This window comes from Mariniphaga sp. (genome assembly GCF_041687215.1).
Lineage (GTDB): Bacteria > Bacteroidota > Bacteroidia > Bacteroidales > Prolixibacteraceae > Mariniphaga.
The window spans coordinates 1-21,570 of the sequence record NZ_JAWLCI010000016.1; the positions used below are offsets into that span (position 1 = coordinate 1).

16 protein-coding genes are annotated in these 21,570 nt (G+C 44.6%); 10 read left to right on the top strand and 6 right to left on the bottom strand.

All coding sequences use genetic code 11. From position 1 onward, the window contains the following. Nucleotides 1-137: 137 nt before the first annotated feature. From ACESMA_RS07835 to ACESMA_RS07870, 8 genes are all read left to right on the top strand, one after another. Nucleotides 138-377, top strand: a complete 240-nt coding sequence (locus tag ACESMA_RS07835; protein ID WP_372948240.1) for a hypothetical protein — start codon at nt 138-140, stop codon at nt 375-377. Nucleotides 378-379: 2 nt separating this feature from the next. Beyond that, entirely contained in the window at nt 380-724 is a 345-nt protein-coding gene (locus ACESMA_RS07840; protein ID WP_372948241.1) for a hypothetical protein, read from the top strand. A gap of 24 nt (nt 725-748) precedes the next feature. Then, nucleotides 749-2,431: a DUF4038 domain-containing protein gene (locus ACESMA_RS07845; RefSeq protein WP_372948242.1), complete on the top strand. Its 1,683-nt coding sequence runs from the start codon at nt 749-751 to the stop codon at nt 2,429-2,431. A gap of 27 nt (nt 2,432-2,458) precedes the next feature. Continuing rightward, entirely contained in the window at nt 2,459-5,056 is a 2,598-nt protein-coding gene (locus tag ACESMA_RS07850) for a GH116 family glycosyl hydrolase (protein ID WP_372948243.1), read from the top strand. A 56-nt stretch (nt 5,057-5,112) separates the two neighbouring features. Next, the gene (locus ACESMA_RS07855; protein ID WP_372948244.1) at nt 5,113-7,326 is read left to right on the top strand and encodes a hypothetical protein; all 2,214 of its coding nucleotides are present in this window, start codon (nt 5,113-5,115) and stop codon (nt 7,324-7,326) included. Nucleotides 7,327-7,426: 100 nt separating this feature from the next. Further along, nucleotides 7,427-8,950, top strand: coding sequence for a hypothetical protein (locus ACESMA_RS07860; RefSeq protein WP_372948245.1), 1,524 nt, complete (start codon nt 7,427-7,429; stop codon nt 8,948-8,950). Nucleotides 8,951-9,036: 86 nt separating this feature from the next. Then, the gene (locus tag ACESMA_RS07865) at nt 9,037-9,879 is read left to right on the top strand and encodes a polysaccharide deacetylase family protein (protein WP_372948246.1); all 843 of its coding nucleotides are present in this window, start codon (nt 9,037-9,039) and stop codon (nt 9,877-9,879) included. 6 nt (nt 9,880-9,885) lie between these two features. Then, complete coding sequence (locus ACESMA_RS07870; RefSeq protein WP_372948247.1) at nt 9,886-10,542, top strand: GDSL-type esterase/lipase family protein; 657 nt, start codon at nt 9,886-9,888, stop codon at nt 10,540-10,542. A 223-nt stretch (nt 10,543-10,765) separates the two neighbouring features. On the opposite strand, the gene scpA is transcribed toward ACESMA_RS07870, so the two are convergent. From scpA to ACESMA_RS07885, 3 genes are all read right to left on the bottom strand, one after another. Beyond that, nucleotides 10,766-12,913, bottom strand: a complete 2,148-nt coding sequence (gene scpA / locus ACESMA_RS07875) for a methylmalonyl-CoA mutase (RefSeq protein ID WP_372948248.1) — start codon at nt 12,911-12,913, stop codon at nt 10,766-10,768. Nucleotides 12,914-12,980: 67 nt separating this feature from the next. Further along, the gene (locus ACESMA_RS07880) at nt 12,981-13,334 is read right to left on the bottom strand and encodes a four helix bundle protein (RefSeq protein ID WP_372948249.1); all 354 of its coding nucleotides are present in this window, start codon (nt 13,332-13,334) and stop codon (nt 12,981-12,983) included. A 138-nt stretch (nt 13,335-13,472) separates the two neighbouring features. After that, the gene (locus ACESMA_RS07885) at nt 13,473-15,338 is read right to left on the bottom strand and encodes a methylmalonyl-CoA mutase family protein (RefSeq protein ID WP_372948250.1); all 1,866 of its coding nucleotides are present in this window, start codon (nt 15,336-15,338) and stop codon (nt 13,473-13,475) included. 903 nt (nt 15,339-16,241) lie between these two features. Here ACESMA_RS07885 and ACESMA_RS07890 point away from each other — a divergent pair. Beyond that, nucleotides 16,242-17,150 (top strand): fasciclin domain-containing protein, encoded by a 909-nt coding sequence (locus tag ACESMA_RS07890; protein ID WP_372948251.1) that lies wholly within the window; start codon nt 16,242-16,244, stop codon nt 17,148-17,150. A 58-nt stretch (nt 17,151-17,208) separates the two neighbouring features. Beyond that, entirely contained in the window at nt 17,209-17,790 is a 582-nt protein-coding gene (locus tag ACESMA_RS07895; protein WP_372948252.1) for a fasciclin domain-containing protein, read from the top strand. Between the two features lie 213 nt (nt 17,791-18,003). Here ACESMA_RS07895 and ACESMA_RS07900 read toward each other — a convergent pair whose 3' ends face one another. From ACESMA_RS07900 to ACESMA_RS07910, 3 genes are all read right to left on the bottom strand, one after another. After that, entirely contained in the window at nt 18,004-18,243 is a 240-nt protein-coding gene (locus tag ACESMA_RS07900) for a hypothetical protein (RefSeq protein WP_372948253.1), read from the bottom strand. Between the two features lie 140 nt (nt 18,244-18,383). After that, entirely contained in the window at nt 18,384-19,115 is a 732-nt protein-coding gene (locus ACESMA_RS07905; RefSeq protein ID WP_372948254.1) for a Fic family protein, read from the bottom strand. 105 nt (nt 19,116-19,220) lie between these two features. Continuing rightward, nucleotides 19,221-21,569: a TonB-dependent receptor gene (locus ACESMA_RS07910; protein WP_372948255.1), complete on the bottom strand. Its 2,349-nt coding sequence runs from the start codon at nt 21,567-21,569 to the stop codon at nt 19,221-19,223. Between the last annotated feature and the right edge of the window lies 1 nt (nt 21,570).

Consider the following 21,570-nt stretch of genomic DNA (forward strand, 5'->3'; position numbering starts at 1 on the left):
ATAACTGTTAATTTTTAGTTGTTTATATATTAACAAGCAGGAGCAATTTTTGATCAAATTATTGTAAATCTGCGTAATACCGGATCGCCACCCATTATTATGCAAAGATTACAAGTGATTTTGTTGGAGAAGCTGAATTGTTAAACAGTATTTTAACCTTTGTTTTCGAAAGATTTACTGACGATTTGGGCACCTGCTGGACAGTTTTCGATTCGAAACTTGCAGTCACAACCAACCGGCTTTATAATCTCGTTACAAAAAAACTGCACGAGGACTACTGGATTGAATACCGGGAAGACGTGAACAGGTATCTGGATATTCTTCATTCCAGATCCAATCATCTCGACTATATTTACAATATGCCAAAATCAATATAATTATGCCATACGAATTACCAAAATCGCAGAAAAAAATTGCCCGCGAGATAATTGAAAAAGGTCTGCGGCGGGAATATCAAAACAGCATTGAAAAAGCAAATGCTGTTATTGAAAAATGGAAATCCGGGAAACTGGAAACCCGGGAAGCTTACTTTTCCATCTACAAACAACTGATTTCCCATGACAAGCACCTGGCCCGCAGGTATGATAACATGTCGGGATCAAAATACCTGATGATTATTTCCGGGCAGGTGGCCGATGGAGTTATCTCATTCGAAGAATTGAGCGAGTTGAACGACCAGGCCCGGCAGGTTGTTCAAAACTGGCTGGATGTAATTGAATCATAAGAGATTATTTTTAAATAAATGAGAATGAAGTATTTAGTAAAAATTGCCGGATTGTTTGCCTTTCTGGTTGCAGTAATATTTAATGCAAAAAGTCAACATGTTCATAAATGGGAAGCTTATCCAATTGTTTTCACAGCAGACGGACAATATTCCAATCCGTATGCCGATATACCCGCCCATAAACCGGATGATTTGCTGAGGGTTACTTTTAAAGGTATTGATGGCGAAGCCAAAGATAAAACAATCGAAATTGTGGGATTCTGGGATGGCGGTAATGAATGGAAAGTGAATTTCGCTGCTCCTTATACAGGAACCTGGGAATACACTTCATTTTCAAATGACGACGGGTTGAACGGTGTTACCGGGGAAATTAAAGTTGTTGATTGGAGTGAAGAAGAATTGAAGTCAAACCCCATCAGAAATGGTTTTATTCGCGTCAGAAAAGACGGTATAAATGCCGGACATTATTTTGAGTATGACAACGGAGAGCCATTTTTGTGGATAGGCGATACATGGTGGAACTGGACAAACAGAAGAATTTATTTTGAAACTTTTCAGAAAATGGTGGATAACCGGGCTGAAAAAGGTTTTAACGTTGGGCAGTTGTTTGTTCCCGGCAATGGCTGGGGAAGGGAAAGTTCTCTCCTGGATGAATCGTATTCTGTTCTCGATGCTGATCACGCCCGAAAAGTGGAACAAATGATTGCTTATGCCAACTCGAAAGGAATTACGGTTTGGATTCACGGCTGGTGGAGCCGTCCTGAACTGAATGAAAAGATTGGGGCAGAAAAAATGAAGCGCTGGTGGCGTTACCTCATTCATCGTTTCGGAGCCTATAATGTAGTTTGGGTACTTGCAGGAGAATACAACATGCACAACAACGCTGGTTTTGACATCGATTTCTGGAAAGAACTGGGCGAACTGGTAAAAGAGGAAGATCCTTATCAACGCATTGTCAGTTTGCATAATACGCCTCCGTTCTGGGACGGCGGCGCAGATGCTCCGCAGTGGTCAACGGGGGAGGTGTTGAACAACGAACCCTGGCTAGATTACAATCAAATGCAATCGGGGCACGGGAAATATGCCAACGAAATGATACCGGTTGTTGTGGCTGCTGAATACCAGCGACAACCTGCAAAGCCCATTGTGGTTACCGAGCCCTGGTATGAATTTGTGGAAGGAAATCCAACCGGTAAAGATGTCCGGCTGGCTGCCTGGGGAGCTGTTCTTTCCGGGGCGGCAGGGCACACTTATGGTGGTGGACATGTTTGGCTTGCAAGCGTGCCGGAAGCTCCCTCTCGCGGAGGTGGCTCCTGGCCCATTGAGGTTGGGGCTGAAATCGAATCGTTTGACTATGAAGGAGCAGTTTCGATGCAGCACCTGGCTAAGTTTTTTAAAAAGGTGAAGTGGTGGGACATGAAACCTTTACCAGAACTGGTAAGTGATTCGCCGCAACCGTTTTGCCTTGCGAATCCGGGAAAAGAATATGTTGTTTATTTGCGGTATGGTGGTATGATGCACCTTGATATGGGTCAAACGGCTGAAGGAAAAAAGTTTAACTTTTACTGGTATAATCCGGCAACGGGTGAATCAACACCACAAAGACAAATTAAAGGTGGCCGAAAAGTTCAGTTTACCGCACCTGGTATGTACCCCGGAACACTTGATTACAGTGACTGGGTGCTGCATATTTACGAATCAGAATAGAAGTAATCTCAGCAAAACAATATTTGTATGAAGCCATTTTTTTTAACCGTAATAGCAACTTTTTTTTGCGGCATTTCTGGTGCTCAATTGTCTGAAAAATCAACTTTTACAGGTTCTGAACTGCAAACCCTGCGAATTCCGGTTGGCGGCGTGAGCACCGGAAACATTCTTGTTGGGGGAAGGGGAAACATTGAACATGTCGAGGTGTTTAACCGCCCCGACCGGCAGCGACGTCTTGAAAAAACATTCTTCTCGCTTTGGTTAAAGGAACAAGGCAAAGAACCACAAGTAACCCTGCTGGAACGAGAACTTTTGCCTCCCTACCAAAATATCACTCATGTTTATGCCTGGGGATTGCCCCGGATGAGTGAAGCCAGGTTAGTAAATAACTATCCGCATCTTTTTTGGAATTTCGAGGACGATGCCGTTCCGGTTGATGTTTCGCTGGAAATTGTGAATCCAATCATTCCCCTTGATTTTGAAGCAAGCAATTATCCGGTATCGAAATTCAGATGGATAATTAAAAATCCAACAAACAATACCATCGATGCCTCTATTGCTTTATCAATGGAGAATCCGGTAGAAGCAGATCGAATTATCAATGAATTTGTTTCTGAAAAAGGTGTAGAGGGAATTCGGTTTACGTCAGAAGGAGAAGATGTGCCGGTAAATTTTCGTGGTTCATTTTTTATGGGAACAACGGCTGCTGATGTGCAGATTCAAACCCACTGGTTTCCCGGCACCTGGCGCGATGAAACGCACATTTTTTGGGACGATTTCCGTGACGACGGGCAAATCGAAATAAAAAAAGAGAAATGGGTTACCACCTACAAACCTGCCTCATACAATGAATCTACCCATCGGATGGCAACAGTGCTTGTCCCCTTCAATCTGAAACCAGGAGAAGAAACCTCGGTTCCGTTTTACATGGCCTGGTATTTCCCGGAACGAATAACCACAGCAAGAGAGGTTTTTGAAATTACAGAAGCCGTAGGAAAAGTTTTTAAGAATAGTTATGCCAATTACTTTACAAGTGAACTGGATGTTTTGAACCAATTTTTAACGAAAGAAAAAACTCTTACCGAAAAAGCTGAGACATTTGCCCGTATTATTGGTAATTCCTCGTATCCTGATTATGTAATTGAAGCATTAAATACACAGGTGGCAACCTTTGCAAGTCCGCTGATACAGGTCACAACCGACGGCGAAGTTCATGGTTATGAGGGAGTGCTCGACAATGGCTGGTGTTGCCCCGGAACATGCACGCATGTCTGGAATTACGAGCAGGCACTGGCGTCGCTGTTCCCTACGCTGGAACGGAAAATGCGGGAAATCGAGTTTTTGCACAATACGTTTGACGACGGCTTTCAAACTCACCGTTCCGTAATTCCTGCCGGTGAATACTGGTTTAACGGACCTGCTGCTGCCGACGGGCAGATGGGAACAATTATAAGGGCTTATCGCGAATGGAAATTCAGCGGCGATAATGAATGGCTGGCAAAACTGTGGCCCAAAATTCAAAAAGCGCTCGAATTTGCCTGGTACGGAAGTGGCGAACCCTCACTTAATAAAACAGGCAACAAACAAAACGCATGGGACCCGCAAAAAACGGGACTGCTTTCCGGCCGTCAGCACAACACATACGACATCGATTTTTATGGCCCCAGTTCTATGACTACCTCGCTGTATCTCGCTGCACTAAAAGCCGGTCACGAAATGGCTTTGGCAATGGGCGAAAAAGCAAAGGCAAAAGAATACCTAGAAGTTTATCGGAAAGGTTCCATACTTATGTCAGATTCGCTTTGGAACGGCGATTATTTTATCCAGATTGTTGTAAATGATCCGGAATTGTACGATGAAGACCACCTTTCGCCACCCGATGAAAACGGAAGGAGAATTCCAAAGTACCAATACGGCAATGGCTGCCTGGCCGATCAGTTGCTGGGACAATATCTTGCGTTTGTTTCAGGCCTCGGTTATATTGCAGAACAGGAAAAAACTGACAAAGCGTTGATGGCGATTTATGAGCATAATTTTATTTCCAACCTTCGGGAATTTAATAATGTTCAGCGTGTTTACGGATTGAATGATGAGGCAGGGATGGTGCTCTGTACATGGCCCAAAGGAGACCGACCCGTGTTGCCGTTTGTGTATGCCGAAGAAATCTGGACCGGCGTGGAATACCAGGTGGCGGCATCGCTCATTTATTCGGGAAAAGTGGAAGAAGGCCTGCGTATTACCGAAGCAGTTCAAAACCGGTACAACGGAATAAAGCGGAATCCGTTTGAACACGTCGAGTCGGGGGTGCATTACGCGAGGGCTTTGTCAGCATGGTCGGTTCTGCTGGCGCTATCAGGGTTTGAATACGATGGCGTAAATAAAGAACTGGCTTTCGCGCCGAAAATCAACAAATCAGATTTCCGTTCATTTTGGTCCACGGGTTCTGCCTGGGGAGAAATTGTAATTGGTGATAAAGAGGCAAAAATTGAAGTGGTTCACGGAATTCTTTCATTGAATAAAATTTCAATTCAAAACCCTCAAAATCTTTCGGTAAAAACCTGGGATTTCAAAAATGAAAAAGTGGTTGCTGAAGGAGAGACGATGATATTAAAGTTTAACCAGTAGTAAGAATGAGAAAAAGATAATTTACGATGAAATTAGAACATAAAAATTTTACGAAGATGGTAGCACGCTTTTTATTTGTTTTTTTATTTGCCTTTCCTGTTAACATATTCGGGCAATCCTTTTCAAACAATGCTAAAGACTGGTTCCCGTTTACTCCCACAAATACAGTGGAACCGGGAATTATCGGAATAGAACACTGGCTCGATGCCCCTGCCGGTAAACATGGTTTTGTTCAGAATGAAGAGGATAAACTGGTTTTTGAAGATGGTGCAGAAATAAAATTCTGGGGTACTAATATTTGCAGCCGCCTGCCCTATGTTGAGGCTGAAAAGGCCGATAGTTTTGTCAACTTTGTGGCAAAATACGGGATGAATGCTGTCCGGTTTCACAAATTTTCGTGGTATGCCTATCACAACAACAAATCCACTGAATTCGACCCCGAAAAGTTTGAACGGTTCGATTATTTTCAGGCTAAATTGCGTGAAAAAGGAATTTATTATGGCTGGTCGCATATTTACGGGCATCGTGTAATGCCGGGCGACAGTAGCCGGTTGCTGGCTTATTCTGAAATTAAGAACCTGGAATATCCCTGGGCGCACCTGAACGGCTCCACTTCCAGCCTGGTGAATTTTGCCCCTGATTTGCAGCAACTCAGCATCGACCTAACTGTGAATATGCTCAACCATATTAATCCGCACACCGGACTTCGTTATGCCGACGATCCGGCGCTGGCGTTTATCGAATTTCAGAATGAAGACAATATTTTCTGGGGTGCCATTGGCAGGTCGCTGGAGCAGGCGCCCACCTACCGGTCTTTGCTTTGCAGGCAGTTTTCGCAGTGGCTGAAAAAGAAATACAACAGCCAGGCAGGGCTGGTAAAAGCCTGGGGTACAGAAAACATACCCGAAGGGGAATCGCTTGAACGGGAAAACATTTTTCCCGATCCGAACCACGGGTTATTCAGTTGGGAATACGAAACAGCTCTGAAGGAAAACCGCCCGATGGCAACCCATGTGCTCGATAAAATGCGGTTTTTATATGAACGGCAGGTGGATTTTTACAAGAAGTTTGAACAGGCTGTTCGCGAAACCGGATATAAAGGTGTACTGGTTGCCTCATGCTGGCAGGCTGGTTCAGGAATTTCGCACCTGTATAACCTGCATGCCGATTATGAAGTGGGAATGATCGACCGCCACAACTATTTTGGCGGGGGAGCCGGCGGCCACCGCATGACAGAAGGAACCGTAAAGAATACGCCGCTTATCTCCCTACCCGGTTCGGGCTTGCTCAGTACAGGCCTGCAGGATGTGGTGAACCGACCGTTTTCTTTTTCGGAATGGATGAGCCTGGTGCCCAACGAATGGACAGCCGAAGCAGCTCCGCTCATTGCCGTTTACGGGTTGGGCCTGCAGGGATGGGACACTTCCTTTTCGTTTGCCACGGATATTCCGCGGTTTTCAAGGTATTTGCAATCGGAAGGACACGGGGTTTACAATGCCACCAGCCCCTTACACATGGGGCTTTACCCGGCGCTTGCCCGAATGATTTACCGCGGCGATGTCACCGAAAGTCCGGTAATTGCTACCAGAAATGTGCATATCCCTTCTCTGGCTGAAGGGGAATTGGGATTCACAGAACTGGTGAGGCAAGGTTACGATGATAAAAGTTTTACGGGTACGGTCACGCCTGAAATGCTGGCTATCGGACGATTCCCGGTTCAATTTGCTGAGCAAAACATGGAAACGGAAATTCCCGATGTTTCGGAATACTGGAATGAGGCGACCAAAATCATAACCTCTGTAACAGATGAACTAAAATGGAGTTACGGCGATAAAAACTTTGTTTCAATAGATACAAAAGGAACAAAAGGAATCATTGGTTTTGCTCAGAATGAAAAGGTGAATTTAGGCGATTGGCAGATAGAAACGGATAATCCGTTTGCCGTTATTTTGATAACAGAACTTTCTGAAAAAGGAAATCTGCAAAGTTCAGATAAAATTCTGGTAACTGCCGTTGCCCGTGCCAAGAATACCGGGATGGAGTACGAACATTCAGAAAACAAAACAATACTGAAAAGTGAAGGGGATAAACCGCTCCTGCTGGAACCGGTGAATGCGAAAATTTCATCTAAAAACCTGAAAAATTTTGAAGTGTTGGTGCTTGATCACGATGGCTTGATTACCGGTCGGAAAGTACCTGTTCAAGAGGGGAATTTTACAATTGATGGTGCGGAATACAAAACGTTGTACTATCTGATTATCAAAAATTAATCTAAATAGCTGCTTTTCAGGATTTACATGCTGTATAAAATACATTTCGAAAAAGGAAAATGATATTTTTGTTTTTTCACAGGATTATAAATTAGGAACTATGAATAACCAAAACCTGAAAAAACTTATCATCACCCTGTTTCGCGTGGCTATTGGCTGGCATTTTATCTACGAAGGACTGGTAAAATTGTGGGCTGCGAACTGGTCTGCTGCCGGCTATCTGGCCAATGCCAACGGTCCGTTTGCCGGATTTTACCACTGGATGGCAGCTTCCGAAGGGCTGATGAAAATAATCGATCCCATCAATATTGCGGCTTTGTTGTTAATAGGACTGGCTCTTTTTCTGGGCGTTTTTATCCGCACGGCATCGGTTTCAGGTATTTTACTGCTGGCCTTGTACTATTTTGCCTATCCGCCTTTTGGCGGTTCCCTGCTGGCCCCGGTGGAAGGAAGTTACTATATTGTAAATAAAAATTTTATAGAAGCCGCTGCATTGCTGTTGTTGCTTTTAATTAAAGAAAGAGGTTACGGAATTTATGCTCTTCAGTATTTTTTGCCGAAAAAGAAATTGGCGAAAGAGCCGGTTAAACAAGAACAGGAGGTGCTTTCCTCCCGCAGAGAAGCATTAAAAAATCTGGCTACTCTGCCTGCTTTGGGAATCATTGGCTGGGGTGCTTTTCGTGAAAGCCAGGAGTTTGGAGTGGACACTCTGTCAGGAGCAACCATACAGATTGGTGGCGCCGACATCAGCGAACTGAAAGGCGAACTGCCCAAAGGGAAAATCGGCAACCAAACCATCAGCCGGCTGGTGCTGGGCGGAAACCTCATTGGCGGCTGGGCACACTCGCGCGACCTCATTTATGTACCCTCGCTTTTTCGGGCGTACAACACTGAAAAGAAAATTTTTGAAACCCTTATGCTGGCCGAGAAAGCCGGGATAGACACCATCAACATCGGCTTTCCTACCATAGAAACCATGGCGAAATACCGAAAAATGACAGGCAGTAACATAAAAATAATTTGCCAGGTTCATCCCGACATGGAAAACAACGATTACTATGTGAACATCGACAAAGCCATCGATTCGGGAATGGACATCATTCAGGTTCAGGGTAACTGGTGCGACTGGCTGGTGCGTGACAATAAAATGGATGTGATTGGAAAAATGATGGACCGCATTCGTTCGCAAGGCTATACCGCAGGATTGGCGTCACATACTGTGGACGCGCTGATTGCCTGCGAAGAACAGGGCATTATTCCCGACTACTACATGAAGACTATGCACCACGACCGGTACTGGTCGGCACACCCGCGCGAAAACCGGGTGCCGTTTGAAGTGGACGGCAAAAGGTACCTTGACCACAATCGGTTTCACGATAACTGTTTCTGCCTGTTTCCCGACCGGACAGTGGAATTCGTGGAACGCGCAAAGGTGCCTGTAATGGGATTCAAGGTGCTGGCTGCCGGCGCCATTTCGCCCGAAGACGGCTTCAACTGGGCGTTCCAAAACGGTGCAGATTTTATTTGCGTGGGCATGTTCGACTTCCAGATTGTAAACGACGTGAACATTACCATTGATGTGCTGAATAAAATGCAGGGCAGAAAACGGGAGTGGTTTGGATAAGAGGATTGTTGTCAATTAACTTTGCGTCTTTGCGTGATAATAAGTTCTCGCCAAGACGCAAAGGAAAACCCAAAATAAATTTTAGCATGAAAAAAATATTCTTTTTCTTCGTTTTTTTAATATCAGTTTTTATGGGAACTGCTCAGAATGAAAATACTATCCAGCTCCTCATCCGCGCTGACGACATTGGTTCGTTTCATGCGGCGAATGTGGGATGTATCGAATCGTACCAAAACGGAATTGCCCGTTCGGTGGAGCTGATGCCAACCTGTGCATGGTTTCCCGAGGCAGTGCAACTACTGAACGAAAATCCCGGTTACGATGTGGGCATTCATTTAACACTCACCAGCGAGTGGAGCAGTGTAAAGTGGCGCCCACTCACCCATTGCCTCGGTTTGGTTGATGCGGACGGTTATTTTTTTCCGATGGTGTGGAAAAATCCCAACTTTCCACCCGGTTCATCCATTTCCGAATCAGAATGGAAACTGGAGGAAATGGAACAAGAGCTACGTGCGCAGATTGAACTGTCACTAAAACATCTTCCGCACATATCACATCTTTCAAGCCACATGGGTTTTACCAGCCTCGACCCGAAAATTGGCGAGTTGGTAAACAGACTGGCCAAAGAATACGGGCTTGAAGTGAAAACTGAAGGGCTTCAAAGGTTTCAGGGATGGGGCAGGGATGTACCCATGGAACAGCGTATCGATAAATTTTGTGAAAACCTGAAAAAGCTTACGCCCGGCAAATACCTTTTTGTGGAGCATCCGGCAAAAGATACAGATGAGATGAAAACTGTGGGACATAAAGGTTACGAAAATGTTGGCCTCGATCGCGAATGGGTTACCCGGGTTTTTACCAGCGAAAAGGTGAAACAAACCATTAAGCAAAAGGGAATTCAACTCATTAGTTATAAAGATTTAAAGTAAAATAAAATGAACGGCAAACTGTATTTTATAGCAATTACTTTCCTGTTTTTAGTTTATAACCTGAACGCCCAGGACCCCACCCGGTTTCAATCGCAGATTAAAGAACTTGTTCAAAAAGAACATCAGTTTGAGCCCGGTAAAAAACTGGCTCTTTTCACCGGAAGTTCCAGCGTGCTCATGTGGAAAGACGTAGCGGATTATTTCCCTGAATTCAATGTGATTAACAACGGTTTTGGCGGTTCGCATTTCAGCGATTTGATTCATTATTACGAAAAACTGATTCCGAAATACAACCCGGACTACCTGTTTATTTACGAAGGCGACAATGACATTGCGAGTGATAAAAAGCCGGGGAAAATTTTGAAAGAAGCCAAATTGCTGGTTGATCGCATTCAGCGGGATTTGCCGGAAACCAAATTGGTGCTCATTTCGCCCAAACCCAGTGTAGCCCGCTGGCATCTGCGCAAAAACTACGAGAAGTTGAACAAAAAACTGGAAAGGTTGGCTAACAAAACAGATAACCTGGAATATGCCGATGTTTGGAACGCCATGCTCGATGAAAACGGCCAGGTTTTTACCGATGTGTTTCTCGACGACAATCTTCACATGAACAAAAAAGGCTACGATATTTGGGGAAAAGTGATACAAGAGCATTTGGAATAAAATTTCACAATATCCGTTCTTTTCGGGATCGGCGATTTTCCCGAAGGGATCGCTTTGCGGGCAATCGCCGGATTCTACGCGGTATTTTTTGATCATTAAATCGGCGGTTCGGAAACCACCGCACCCAAAAAGCCGGCCCCTCACAGAACCGGCTTCCCGTCTTATATCTTTGTACTCCCTACTTTGTACTAATTTCTCCCTACTTTGTACTGACTACTAAAATCTAATTTTCTTTGTACGCCTCAATCAAAATCTCCAGTATTTTCTTTCCGGCGGCGGCCACGCTGGTTCCCGGGCCGAAAATGGCCACAGCGCCTGCGTCGTAAAGGTATTTGTAATCCTGTGCCGGAATTACTCCGCCTACGATAACCATGATGTCGTCGCGACCCAGTTTTTTCAGCTCTTCGATAACAGCAGGCACCAAAGTTTTGTGTCCTGCTGCCAGTGACGAAACACCCAGTACATGCACGTCGTTTTCAACAGCCTGTTTGGCTGCTTCTTCCGGAGTCTGGAAGAGCGGCCCCACATCCACATCGAAGCCGAGGTCGGCGTAGCCCGTGGCCACCACTTTGGCGCCGCGGTCGTGACCGTCCTGGCCCATTTTAGCTACCATGATGCGCGGCTGGCGACCTTGCATTTCGGCAAATTTTTGTGCCAGCTCCTGCGCCTCTTTAAACTCCGATTTATCTTTTGCTTCCGATTTATACACGCCTTCTATTGTTCTGATTACTGCTTTATATCGTCCTGCCACTTTTTCGCAGGCATCTGAAATCTCGCCCAAAGATGCACGTTTTTTTGCTGCATCAATCGCCAGTTCCAGTAAATTTCCTTTACCAGTTTCGGCGGTTTTGGTAATGGCTGCCAGTGCTGACTGAACTTCTTCCTCATTCCGTTCGGCACGCAGTTTTTTCAGTCGTTCAATCTGCGACAGGCGCACTGCCGTGTTGTCGATGTCGAGAATATCGATGGGGTCTTCCTTGTCGAGCCGGTATTTGTTGATTCCCACAATAGTTTGCGAACCTCCGTCTATTCTCCCCTGCGCGCGAGCCGCTGCTTCCTCAATACGCATTTTTGGCACACCGGTTTCGATGGCTTTGGACATTCCGCCCAGTTTTTCCACTTCCTGAATAAGTTCCCAGCCTTTTCGTGCCAACTCGTTTGTAAGTGATTCCACGTAGTACGAACCGGCCCACGGGTCGAGCGAACGGCAGATTTCTGTTTCCATTTGCAGGTGCAACTGCGTGTTGCGGGCAATTCGTGCCGAGAAATCGGTGGGCAGTGCAATGGCTTCGTCCAGCGCGTTGGTGTGCAAACTTTGAGTGTGGCCAAGCACAGCGGCCATCGCTTCAATGGCGGTGCGTCCCACGTTATTGAACGGGTCTTGTTCGGTGAGCGACCAGCCCGAGGTTTGCGAGTGCGTGCGCAGTGCCATCGACTTTTCATTTTTGGGGTTGAATTCCTTCACAATTTTCGCCCAGAGCATGCGTGCTGCGCGCATTTTGGCAATTTCCATAAAGTGATTCATACCAATGGCCCAGAAAAATGAGAGCCGAGGCGCAAATGCGTCGATGTCGAGGCCGGCTTTAATTCCAGTGCGCAGGTAATCCAGCCCGTCGGCCAGTGTGTAAGCCATCTCGATGTCGGCTGTGGCCCCGGCTTCCTGCATGTGGTAACCTGAAATGGAAATGGAATTGAACTTTGGCATGTGCCGCGAAGTGAACTCGAAAATGTCGGCAATGATTTTCATGGAGAACTCCGGCGGGTAAATGTAGGTGTTCCGCACCATAAATTCTTTCAGGATGTCGTTTTGAATGGTTCCCGAAAGCTGCTCCAGCGTAGCGCCCTGCTCAAGGCCGGTAACAATGTAAAAAGCCATAACGGGCAGCACGGCGCCGTTCATGGTCATGGAAACCGACATTTTATCCAGTGGAATTTCGTCGAACAGAATTTTCATGTCGAGGATGGAGTCGATGGCCACACCGGCTTTTCCCACGTCGCCCACCACGCGTGGGTGGTCGGAGTCGTAACCGCGGTGGGTAGCCAGGTCGAATGCAACCGACAGCCCTTTCTGACCGGCAGCCAGGTTCCGGCGGTAAAACGCGTTCGATTCCTCAGCGGTTGAAAAACCTGCATACTGGCGGATGGTCCACGGGCGCATGGCGAACATGGCCGAGTAGGGCCCGCGCAGAAACGGCGGCACTCCGGCAGCATAATCCAGGTGTTCCAAACCTTCCAAATTTTCTTTGGTGTAAACCGGTTTTACCGGAATCTGCTCCGGGGTCAGCCAGTTCTTTGCATTGTCTGTGACACTTCCGGAAGTTTGTTTTGCCCGGAAGTCTTTTATGTTGATGTTTTTGAAATCAGGTGTCATTTTTTTAGTATTAAGATTTTTAGTATCAAGTATCAAGATGAAGAGTATCAAGTATCAAGACTAAGAATCAGGTATTGATATGATTTTTAAAGTGATAAAGCATCTTCTGAATTTCCTGAATTTTTTCAAGATAGATATCCATTTTTTCTTCTGAATAGTATTCTAAATCGTATCCCACATAAATCAAAGATTCAAGTTCGTAAGATGAACCGGTTGCAATATCAATGAATCTGGAGAAATCTTTATCTGTTCCCCTGCCAGCACCTTCTGCAATATTGGAAGGAATCGAAATAGCAGCCCGTCTCATCTGAGTAGTCAAAACAAATAGTTCCTCTTTAGGAAATTTTCTGGTAAGAATATAAATGTCTTTTACAAATTTTCTTCCTTTTTGCCAGATTTTCAATTCTTTGAAGTTATGCATGGTATTTTGTTTTAAAATTAGTATCGAGAAATTTAGTATCAGGTATCAGGACTATTAGTATCAAGTATCGGGACTTTGTTTTGTGTCTCATTGTCTTGCTACTTGTGTCTCCCCATCTTGTGTCTATTTATCTTGCATCTATTTAATTCCCAGCTTTATTTGATACGCTTTTAATTCCTCCAAAATATTACTCTTCATGTGAATGAAGTTGGTAATTCCTTTGGCTTCCAGTTCCGGTTTGCATTCGGGAGCACCGGCAACTACCAGAATTTCTTTTTCCAGCAGTTGGCCTACCTGTGGCGCCAGTTCTGCGTATTCTTCGTCGGAGCTGCATAAAACAACGATGTCAGCATTTTTTGCTTTGGCGGCTTCCACTCCGGTAATAACCGAATTGAACCCGTTGTTGTCAATCACTTCGAAACCGGCCACGGCAAAAAAGTTGGTACTGAATTGTGCGCGTGCTTTCCTGAACGTGAGATTTCCCATGGGCAGCATAAATGCGACGGGGCGTTTGTTGTTTTTTGCGTGCACATCGGTTTTGTAACGTAGCGCTTCAAACGGTTGTGCAGCGCGGTAAGGTTTTAATGTTTCCACTTCTGCATCTTTTTCGGTGAGGTCGCTGGCCTGGAAAACCCATTCCGGGAATTCTTCTTTGGCCGTTTCCGAAAAATTTGGAAACTGATTTACACCCAGCAGGTTTTCACGGCGAAGCGCCACGTTGGTGTCCCGTTTGGCAGCCATCGTTTTAATTTCATTCTGAATGAATCCGTCTTTAAAAGCCTGTACAAAACCGCCTTTGTCCTGCACCTGAAGGAATAAGCTCCAGGCATGTTCTGCCAGCGAAGCAGTGAGGTTCTCAATGTAATAAGAACCGGCGCCGGGGTCGGCAATTTTATCGAGGTGCGCCTCTTCTTTCAGCAAAATTTGCTGGTTGCGGGCAATACGCTCCGAAAATTCGGTGGTGTCGCCAAAGATGGCATTGAACGGCAGTACAGTAATGGAATCGGCGCCTCCCAGCACAGCCGACATGGCTTCGGTTTGGGTACGCAGCATGTTCACGTAAGGATCGTAAAAAGTTTTATTGTAAGTGTTGGTTTCGCAGTGGGCAATCAGTTTGGCCGATTCGTCGCTCTTCGGGTCGAATGCTTTTACAATCTGCGCCCAAAGCAAACGGGCCGCCCGCAGTTTTGCAATTTCCATAAAATAGTTGTTGCCAATGCCAAAGTTAAATTTGATATTTTGGGCCACTTCATCGGTGCTCAAGCCGGCTTCGGAGAGTTTTGTAAGGTATTCCACGCCCTGCCCAAGTGCAAAGGCCAGTTCCTGAACGATGGAAGCACCGCTGTTGGCAAAAAACTTCCCGTGAACGCCAATCACCCTGAAATAAGGCAATTCAGCCGTTTTTTGAATCGCTTCTTTCAACTCATCGAATGCGTCCGGGTTCAGTTTGCCTTTCAGCACAAACGAACCAACGGGGTCGAGCGGCGCTGAACCGATGATTTTGGTTTTGTCTTCGTTTCCTGCCAAAACATATTCAGCAAACGGCAGGGCGCAGTTGCAGTTGTCGCACGGACAAACAAAATTGATTTCGGCAGCTTCCAGACAAATGTCTTTTAAAAGCACAGCCAAATCATCTTTCGTAACTTTGGTATTGCAATCGAAATAAAACCCAAGCGAATTGACTCCTTTGCCCAGGATGGTCAGTGCTTTTTTGTTGGCTTCAGCAAAATCTTTTACAAAAATATCCTGCCGGATGAACCAGTCGTTGCCGGTTTTTTTGTTGCCGCGCACAAACGGAAATTCTCCGGGAATTGTATTCAGGTAATCGAGTCCTTCGAGGTTTTCGCGGCGGTAGTATGGACGAACATTAATTCCTTCGTAGGTTCTCCAAACAAGCGCCCTTTCATAATCTTTGCCTTTTAAATCGGCATTTATTTTGGCTTCCCACGCTTCGGTTGAAACAGGTGGAAAATCAGTAAAAAGTTTTTCTTCTTTTTCTGCCATGTTGAAAATTGTTTTAAAATCGGGGGGCAAAATTAGCCGATTTAAAAGATTGAACCTTAGAAATCAGCCGGTTTTTAAGGAATGTTAAGAAAAATCATGTTTTCAGTGTGGATATTTAAAGTTATTCTTACCTGAAAACGGATTGTTTTTTTTGTTCCGGATGAATAAAGTTTATATGATTCTCCTACCGCAAATTGTGCAATCATTCAATGATTTTTACAACTTTCTCGCAGATTTGACTTCGTCGATTTTCAATTCGCAGATAAACACTGATTTTTATGGCTTTCTGCGAAAATCAGCGCAGTCCCAGCCTGCGTATGGCAGGAGCGGCAGATATACATTCCAGGTTTTAATACAGATATTTATAAACCTTATTTCTAATCCTAAACCTTAGTAACCAGTCAGTTACCGACAAACCTGACCTTATTGCCTTATTTTAGAACTGATTAAAAAGGTAAATACAAATCAAATTATTTTCAGCCGGGAATGGTTGAAACTGATGCTTGGCATTACCGAACAGAAATTGCTCAATAAGGTAATAAGGTTTTGATATAGGGGGGTTTCGGCAGGTTACCAAGGTTAATTTCTGGAAATAAGGTTTTTGTGTTTTAGATTTTTGTTTTTTCAAAATCGGGTTAAACTGGTTTTTTCCATTGGCATAGGTGTCTTCAGTTTCCCATTAAGTATTGAAGCGTCCAATCAATTGATATTAACAAATTTTAACTTTTATTTTAATTGCCAATAAATCAATATCATAAATCATATTTTTCAGATTTTGTAAAATTAATTTCAAAAATAAATAAACAAAAATGCTGTTTAATTCTTTATGTAGTTGTGTTAAACAAGATGAAAACAAAAACAGTTCAGAAACAGAAAACAAATTGAAAATTAAAATTACAAATTATGAAAACAAAATTGAAAATTATTCCGGCTTTAATGATTGCAGCAAGTTTACTCTTTACAGCATGCAGCGACGACGAAACTCCGGTAATGGAGTCGAAGAACATTGTTGAAGTGGCTGCTGATGCCGGCAATTTCAGTATTCTGATTGAAGCAGCTCAGAAAGCAGGGCTTGCCGAATTTTTAAGCACCGAAAACAACCTGACGGTATTTGCACCAACAGATGACGCTTTTGCAGCTCTTTTGAGCGACCTCGGACTTTCGTCGCTTGATGATGTTCCGGTAGCTGATTTAACTCAGATTTTGACTTACCATGTAATTGGCGCTAAAGTGATGTCAACCGATTTAAGCACTGGCTACGTTCCCACACTGGCCAGTTTCAATGACAACAACATTTCAATGTATGTTGAAGTTGGTAACGGTGTTTCCATCAACGGCAGCGTTTCGGTAACCACAGCCGATGTTGAGGCTGAAAACGGGGTAATTCACCTGGTGGACAAGGTGATTCTGCCACCGACTGTTGTGAACATTGCGCTGGTTAACGAAAACTTTACCACGCTGGTTCAGGCGGTTGTAAAAGCCGGTTTGGTTGATGCACTGAGTGCCGACGGACCATTTACCGTTTTTGCACCCACCAACGACGCGTTCGATGCACTGTTTGCACAGCTTGGAATTTCAGGAATCGATGATTTAACCACCGAACAACTGATTCCGATTTTAACGTACCATGTGGTATCCGGAAATGTTGTTTCAACGGAACTTTCAAGCGGCGAAGTGGGCACACTGAACGGACAAAACCTATCGGTTGACCTGTCGGCCGGAGTGAAAATCAATGAAAGCGAAGTGATTGCTGCCGATATTCAAGGCTCAAACGGTGTCATTCACGTTATCGACCAGGTTTTGATTCCCTAATACTTATTTGAATAAATTTTAAAATCGAAATAGTAATAATCAATTAAAAATTCAGAAAATGAAAACAAAAATGAGAAACATCGCAATGGCAGTAGCAATTACAGTTGGAGCAACTGCAGTAACTGCTTCAGAATTTAAAAATACAGAATTGGTATTGAATACCGCAGAAAAAACAATGGCTATGGAAAGCTGGATGCTGGATGCAGACCTTTTTGGCGCCGACGATTCGAAAAGTGCCAGCTCAACGGTAGTAGAAATTGCAGTGAGCAATCCCGATTTCTCCATTCTGGTGGAAGCTGTATCCAAAGCCGGTTTGGTTGATGCGCTGAGCGCCGAAGGTCCGTTTACGGTTTTTGCACCTACGAATGATGCGTTTAAAAGCCTGTTCAGCCAGTTGGGTGTTTCAGGTGTAAAAGACCTTACAGCAGAACAACTGACCCCGATTCTGACCTACCACGTTGTTTCCGGAAAAGTAATGTCAACCGATTTATCGAATACTTCGGTGGCCACACTAAACGGGCAGAAAATCAAAATTGACCTTTCATCGGGAGTAAAAATTAACGAAAGCAAAGTGGTGGCTGCCGACATCGAAGGCAAAAACGGTGTCATTCATGTAATTGACAAAGTGTTGATTCCATAAAGCCCCACCTGACCTCCCCAAAGGGGAGGAAGAAGAAAAAATACGCCATAAAAAATGTACCGGCTTCGAAAGGGGCCGGTAATTTTTTTGTGATTGATTTGTGCTTTTATCTTTGAATCCAGTTTTCGATTTTAATGTTGGAAATCCTTTCAAATGTAATTGATTCTCCGCGAAAGAAGTGGATGCAAATATTTGAGTCAAGCAGGTATTTCATTAAAAGTCGATTAAATCATTTTTTTCAACCCTTGATTTTCTGATGTCATTAATAATTTCGTCTGAACTTCTTGAATCTTCCCAAGCACCATATAAGCTTAATAAATCAATATCTGCTTCCTCTTTGGTTTCCATCGATTTTTTCAATTTTACAATAAGCTTTTTCTTGGATTTGTTATCTAATTTGGTTAGAAACCCAAAATATTTATCAATCGTGTTGTTTGTCAATACTAAACTCATAACCAATCATTTTTTACAAATATAAGGCTTTCTTTCCGTATATAATATAAGTCATAGCATCACTTTGAGTGATACCATGACCCATTAAAAAAACACGCCATAAAAAATGTACCGGCTTCGAAAGGGGCCGGTACATTTTTTTACACATTATTCGATTCTGGAAAAAAGTAATCGATAATTTTCTGGTAACTATCCTGAGCGCTAAGGCAAGTATCAATTAAGTAACCCTTCACTTTCGGGTATTCTGCCAAACCTCTGTAATAGAAAAATTTGTGTTCATCTTCTACAATAAACGGGACGATATTTTTTGCCAAACATTCTTTAAATAGAATTAATCTGCCTACGCGGCCATTCCCATCCTGGAAAGGATGAATCTGTTCAAACCGAAAATGAAAATCAATGATATCGTTAACACTTATGTTTTGTTTTTTGCGGTACGTTTCCATTAAAATTTTCATATCAGACGGTACTTCCGAAGGCAAAGATGTTTCTGTTCCCCCAACAATGTTTGGCCTCAGTTTGTAATCGCCAATACGAAACCATGATTTTTTAGAATCGGATGTATTTATTTTCAGGAAGTAATGAAATTTTTTGATGTGCTCTTCCGATAAAGGCTCTTCTGCAATGTCGAGCATATAATCAAAACAGGAAAAGTGATTCACCGTTTCAATAATATCATCTACATTGGCTGTTGTTTCGCCTTCTTCTAAAAAAACCGTGTTTGTTTCGTAAATATATCTTGTTTGTTCTTCTGATAACTGACTGCCTTCAATGCGGTTGGTATTGTATGCCAGTTTTATTTGCGTTTTATGATAGATGCCTCCTTTCAGGCCGCTTCGTTTTTCTTCCCGTAAAACCGATAGAAGATCCATATATGTTCACTTTTAATCCTGTTTCAAAGGTATGATTTTTCCAATCATATTAAAAGATATTGACCCCTGTTGTATTTTGGAAAGAATAATTCGAGATTCATTTTTTTACCACCTGTACGTAAACGAAACCGACGGAATTACCGGGAACAGTGTTATCTGTTTCATCCGGTCGCCTTTTTTGTAATAGTACCACGGATTCAGGCGGTTGTAAACATTATACACCGAAAAATTCCAGATATAGCTTTTACCGGCATTTTGCCGCCCGATGCGGTAGGAAAGGTTGAGATGATGAAAATCGGGCATCTGGTAGTTGTTCACCGAATTGATTAAACTGCGCCGTGCAAACCATTCGGCGTTGTAGCGCGAGCCTTCCATTAAAGGCAGCGGAATGGCCTGGTATTCCTGTTCGGCCAGGGTAATGTACTTGCCCGAGGCATAACTGAAGGTAGCCGAAAAATCTTTGGTAATGGTTTTGCCTTTTTTGTGTTTTTCGCCCAGGTTCCAATTTGTGTTTATGTTAAGCTGGTGGCGACGATCGTAAGTATAAGGAAACGTCCGGCCAAAGTTTATTTCGCTGAATTGCCGGGTGCTTTTGGAAAGTGTGTAAGACACCCAGCCGTTTAAACTGCCTGTTGTTTTTTCAGCCATCAGTTCCAGTCCGTACGATTTTCCCCGGCCCTGTTCAACATGCTCTTCCCAACTGTCGCCGCGTTCTTTCGCGGCCGGGGTTCCTTCCCTGTACTGCACCACGTCTTTCATGGCGGTGTAAAACGTTTCGACTGAAAACTGGTAATTTTTTGGATTCCAGAATACGCCAGCCGAAAACAAATCGGAAGTGCCGGGTTTAATTTTTTTGGTGGAAGAAACCCATAGTTCGGTGGGGATGCCCAGCGTGGTGTTTTGCAACTGGTGCAAAAACTGTTTCATGTGCGACCACGAAACTTTGCCTGAAACCTTTTCCGAAAACAGCTGCCTCACCGACGCCCGTGGCCGCAGGCTCCGGTAGTTTTCCCCGCCGGTTGACAGGTTGCCGGCACGAAAACCGACGGCGCCTTTTGTTCTATCCGTTATGTTTAATTCAGTTTCGGCATAAACTTCGGCAATAAAATTCCGGGTAAAAACATCGGTGTTCAGTTTAAAAGAGGAGGAATCGGACCGGTAGGAGATGATTTCGGGGCTGAACTGCTGCATGGAGAACTCGTACCCGAACCGGAATGTTTTTCCCGCTGCGGGGTACCAGTCGAAATCAGCCTTTGTGGTCCAGTCGTTCAGGTTGTTGTACCCTTTGTAAACTTCGCCGCCTTTTTTGTCGAACTCATTCAGGTACATTTGCCTGAACCGGCTGTTGTATGCCGAAAAATTGGCAAACAGCACGGGCGAAAAAATACGGTTCCAGCGCAAAACCGAGGTCAGGTTTTGCCAGTTGTAACTGAACCGGGTGTAATCTTTCAGGCGGGTGCCGCCATCTTCCATGTTGTAAGCATCACGGCCGGTGTAAAAGCTGAGGTAAACCCGGTTGCGCGGATTAACCACCCAGTTGGTTTTGGCGTTGATGTCCCAAAATCCGTAAGTGAGCACCTGTTCGCCCTGTCCTTCCAGTTTTTGTGCGGCCAGCAACAGGGCATCGAGCCAGGTTTTCCGGGCCGAAACCATAAACGAAACTTTTTCCTTTACCACCGGCCCTTCCAGGGTAAAGCGCCCGGCAATGGGGCTGAGCGAAAACGTACCGGTCTGTTTGTGCAGGTTGCCTTCTTTCATGCTTACATCGAGCACCGAGCCCATCCGCCCGCCAAACCGCGCAGGCAGGTTTCCCTTGTAAAGCCGGGTGTCTTTAATGGCGTCGTTGTTAAAGGCCGACATAAATCCCCACAGGTGGTTTACGTTATACACCGGCACGCCGTCGAGGCGGATTAACGTTTGGTCGGGACTGCCGCCGCGCACACTGAATCCCGTGGAACCTTCCGTAGCAAACGAAACGCCGGGCAGCAACTGAATGGCTTTCAACAAATCGGGTTCGCCCAGAACAGCAGGAATGCGTTCCACCTGCTGCGCGTTTAGCCGGTGGGTACCCATGGCCGGCGAAAGCAAAAAATCTTCTTTGGGAGTGGCTTTCACCTCCACCTCCTTTACGATGTTCCGGGTTTCGAGCGTTATGGTAAGTAGCGTGTCGGTTTGAACATTCAGGGTTTTATGCAGCGGTTCAAAACCCACAAAACGGAACACCAGCGTAACTTTTCCGGGATGAACGCCAAGGCTGAAAAACCCAAAATCGTTGCAGGCCGCGCCTGATTCATGTTCAGGAAGAAAAACCGTGGCGCCGGCAAGCCGTTCGCCGGTTGCTGTGTCCGAAACATACCCACTGACGGTTGCGGTTGGCTGTGCAAACGAATGAAAGGAAATTGCAATGCTGAAAAAAGCAATGACGATGAATTTTATATGGTGTTTTAATTCCATT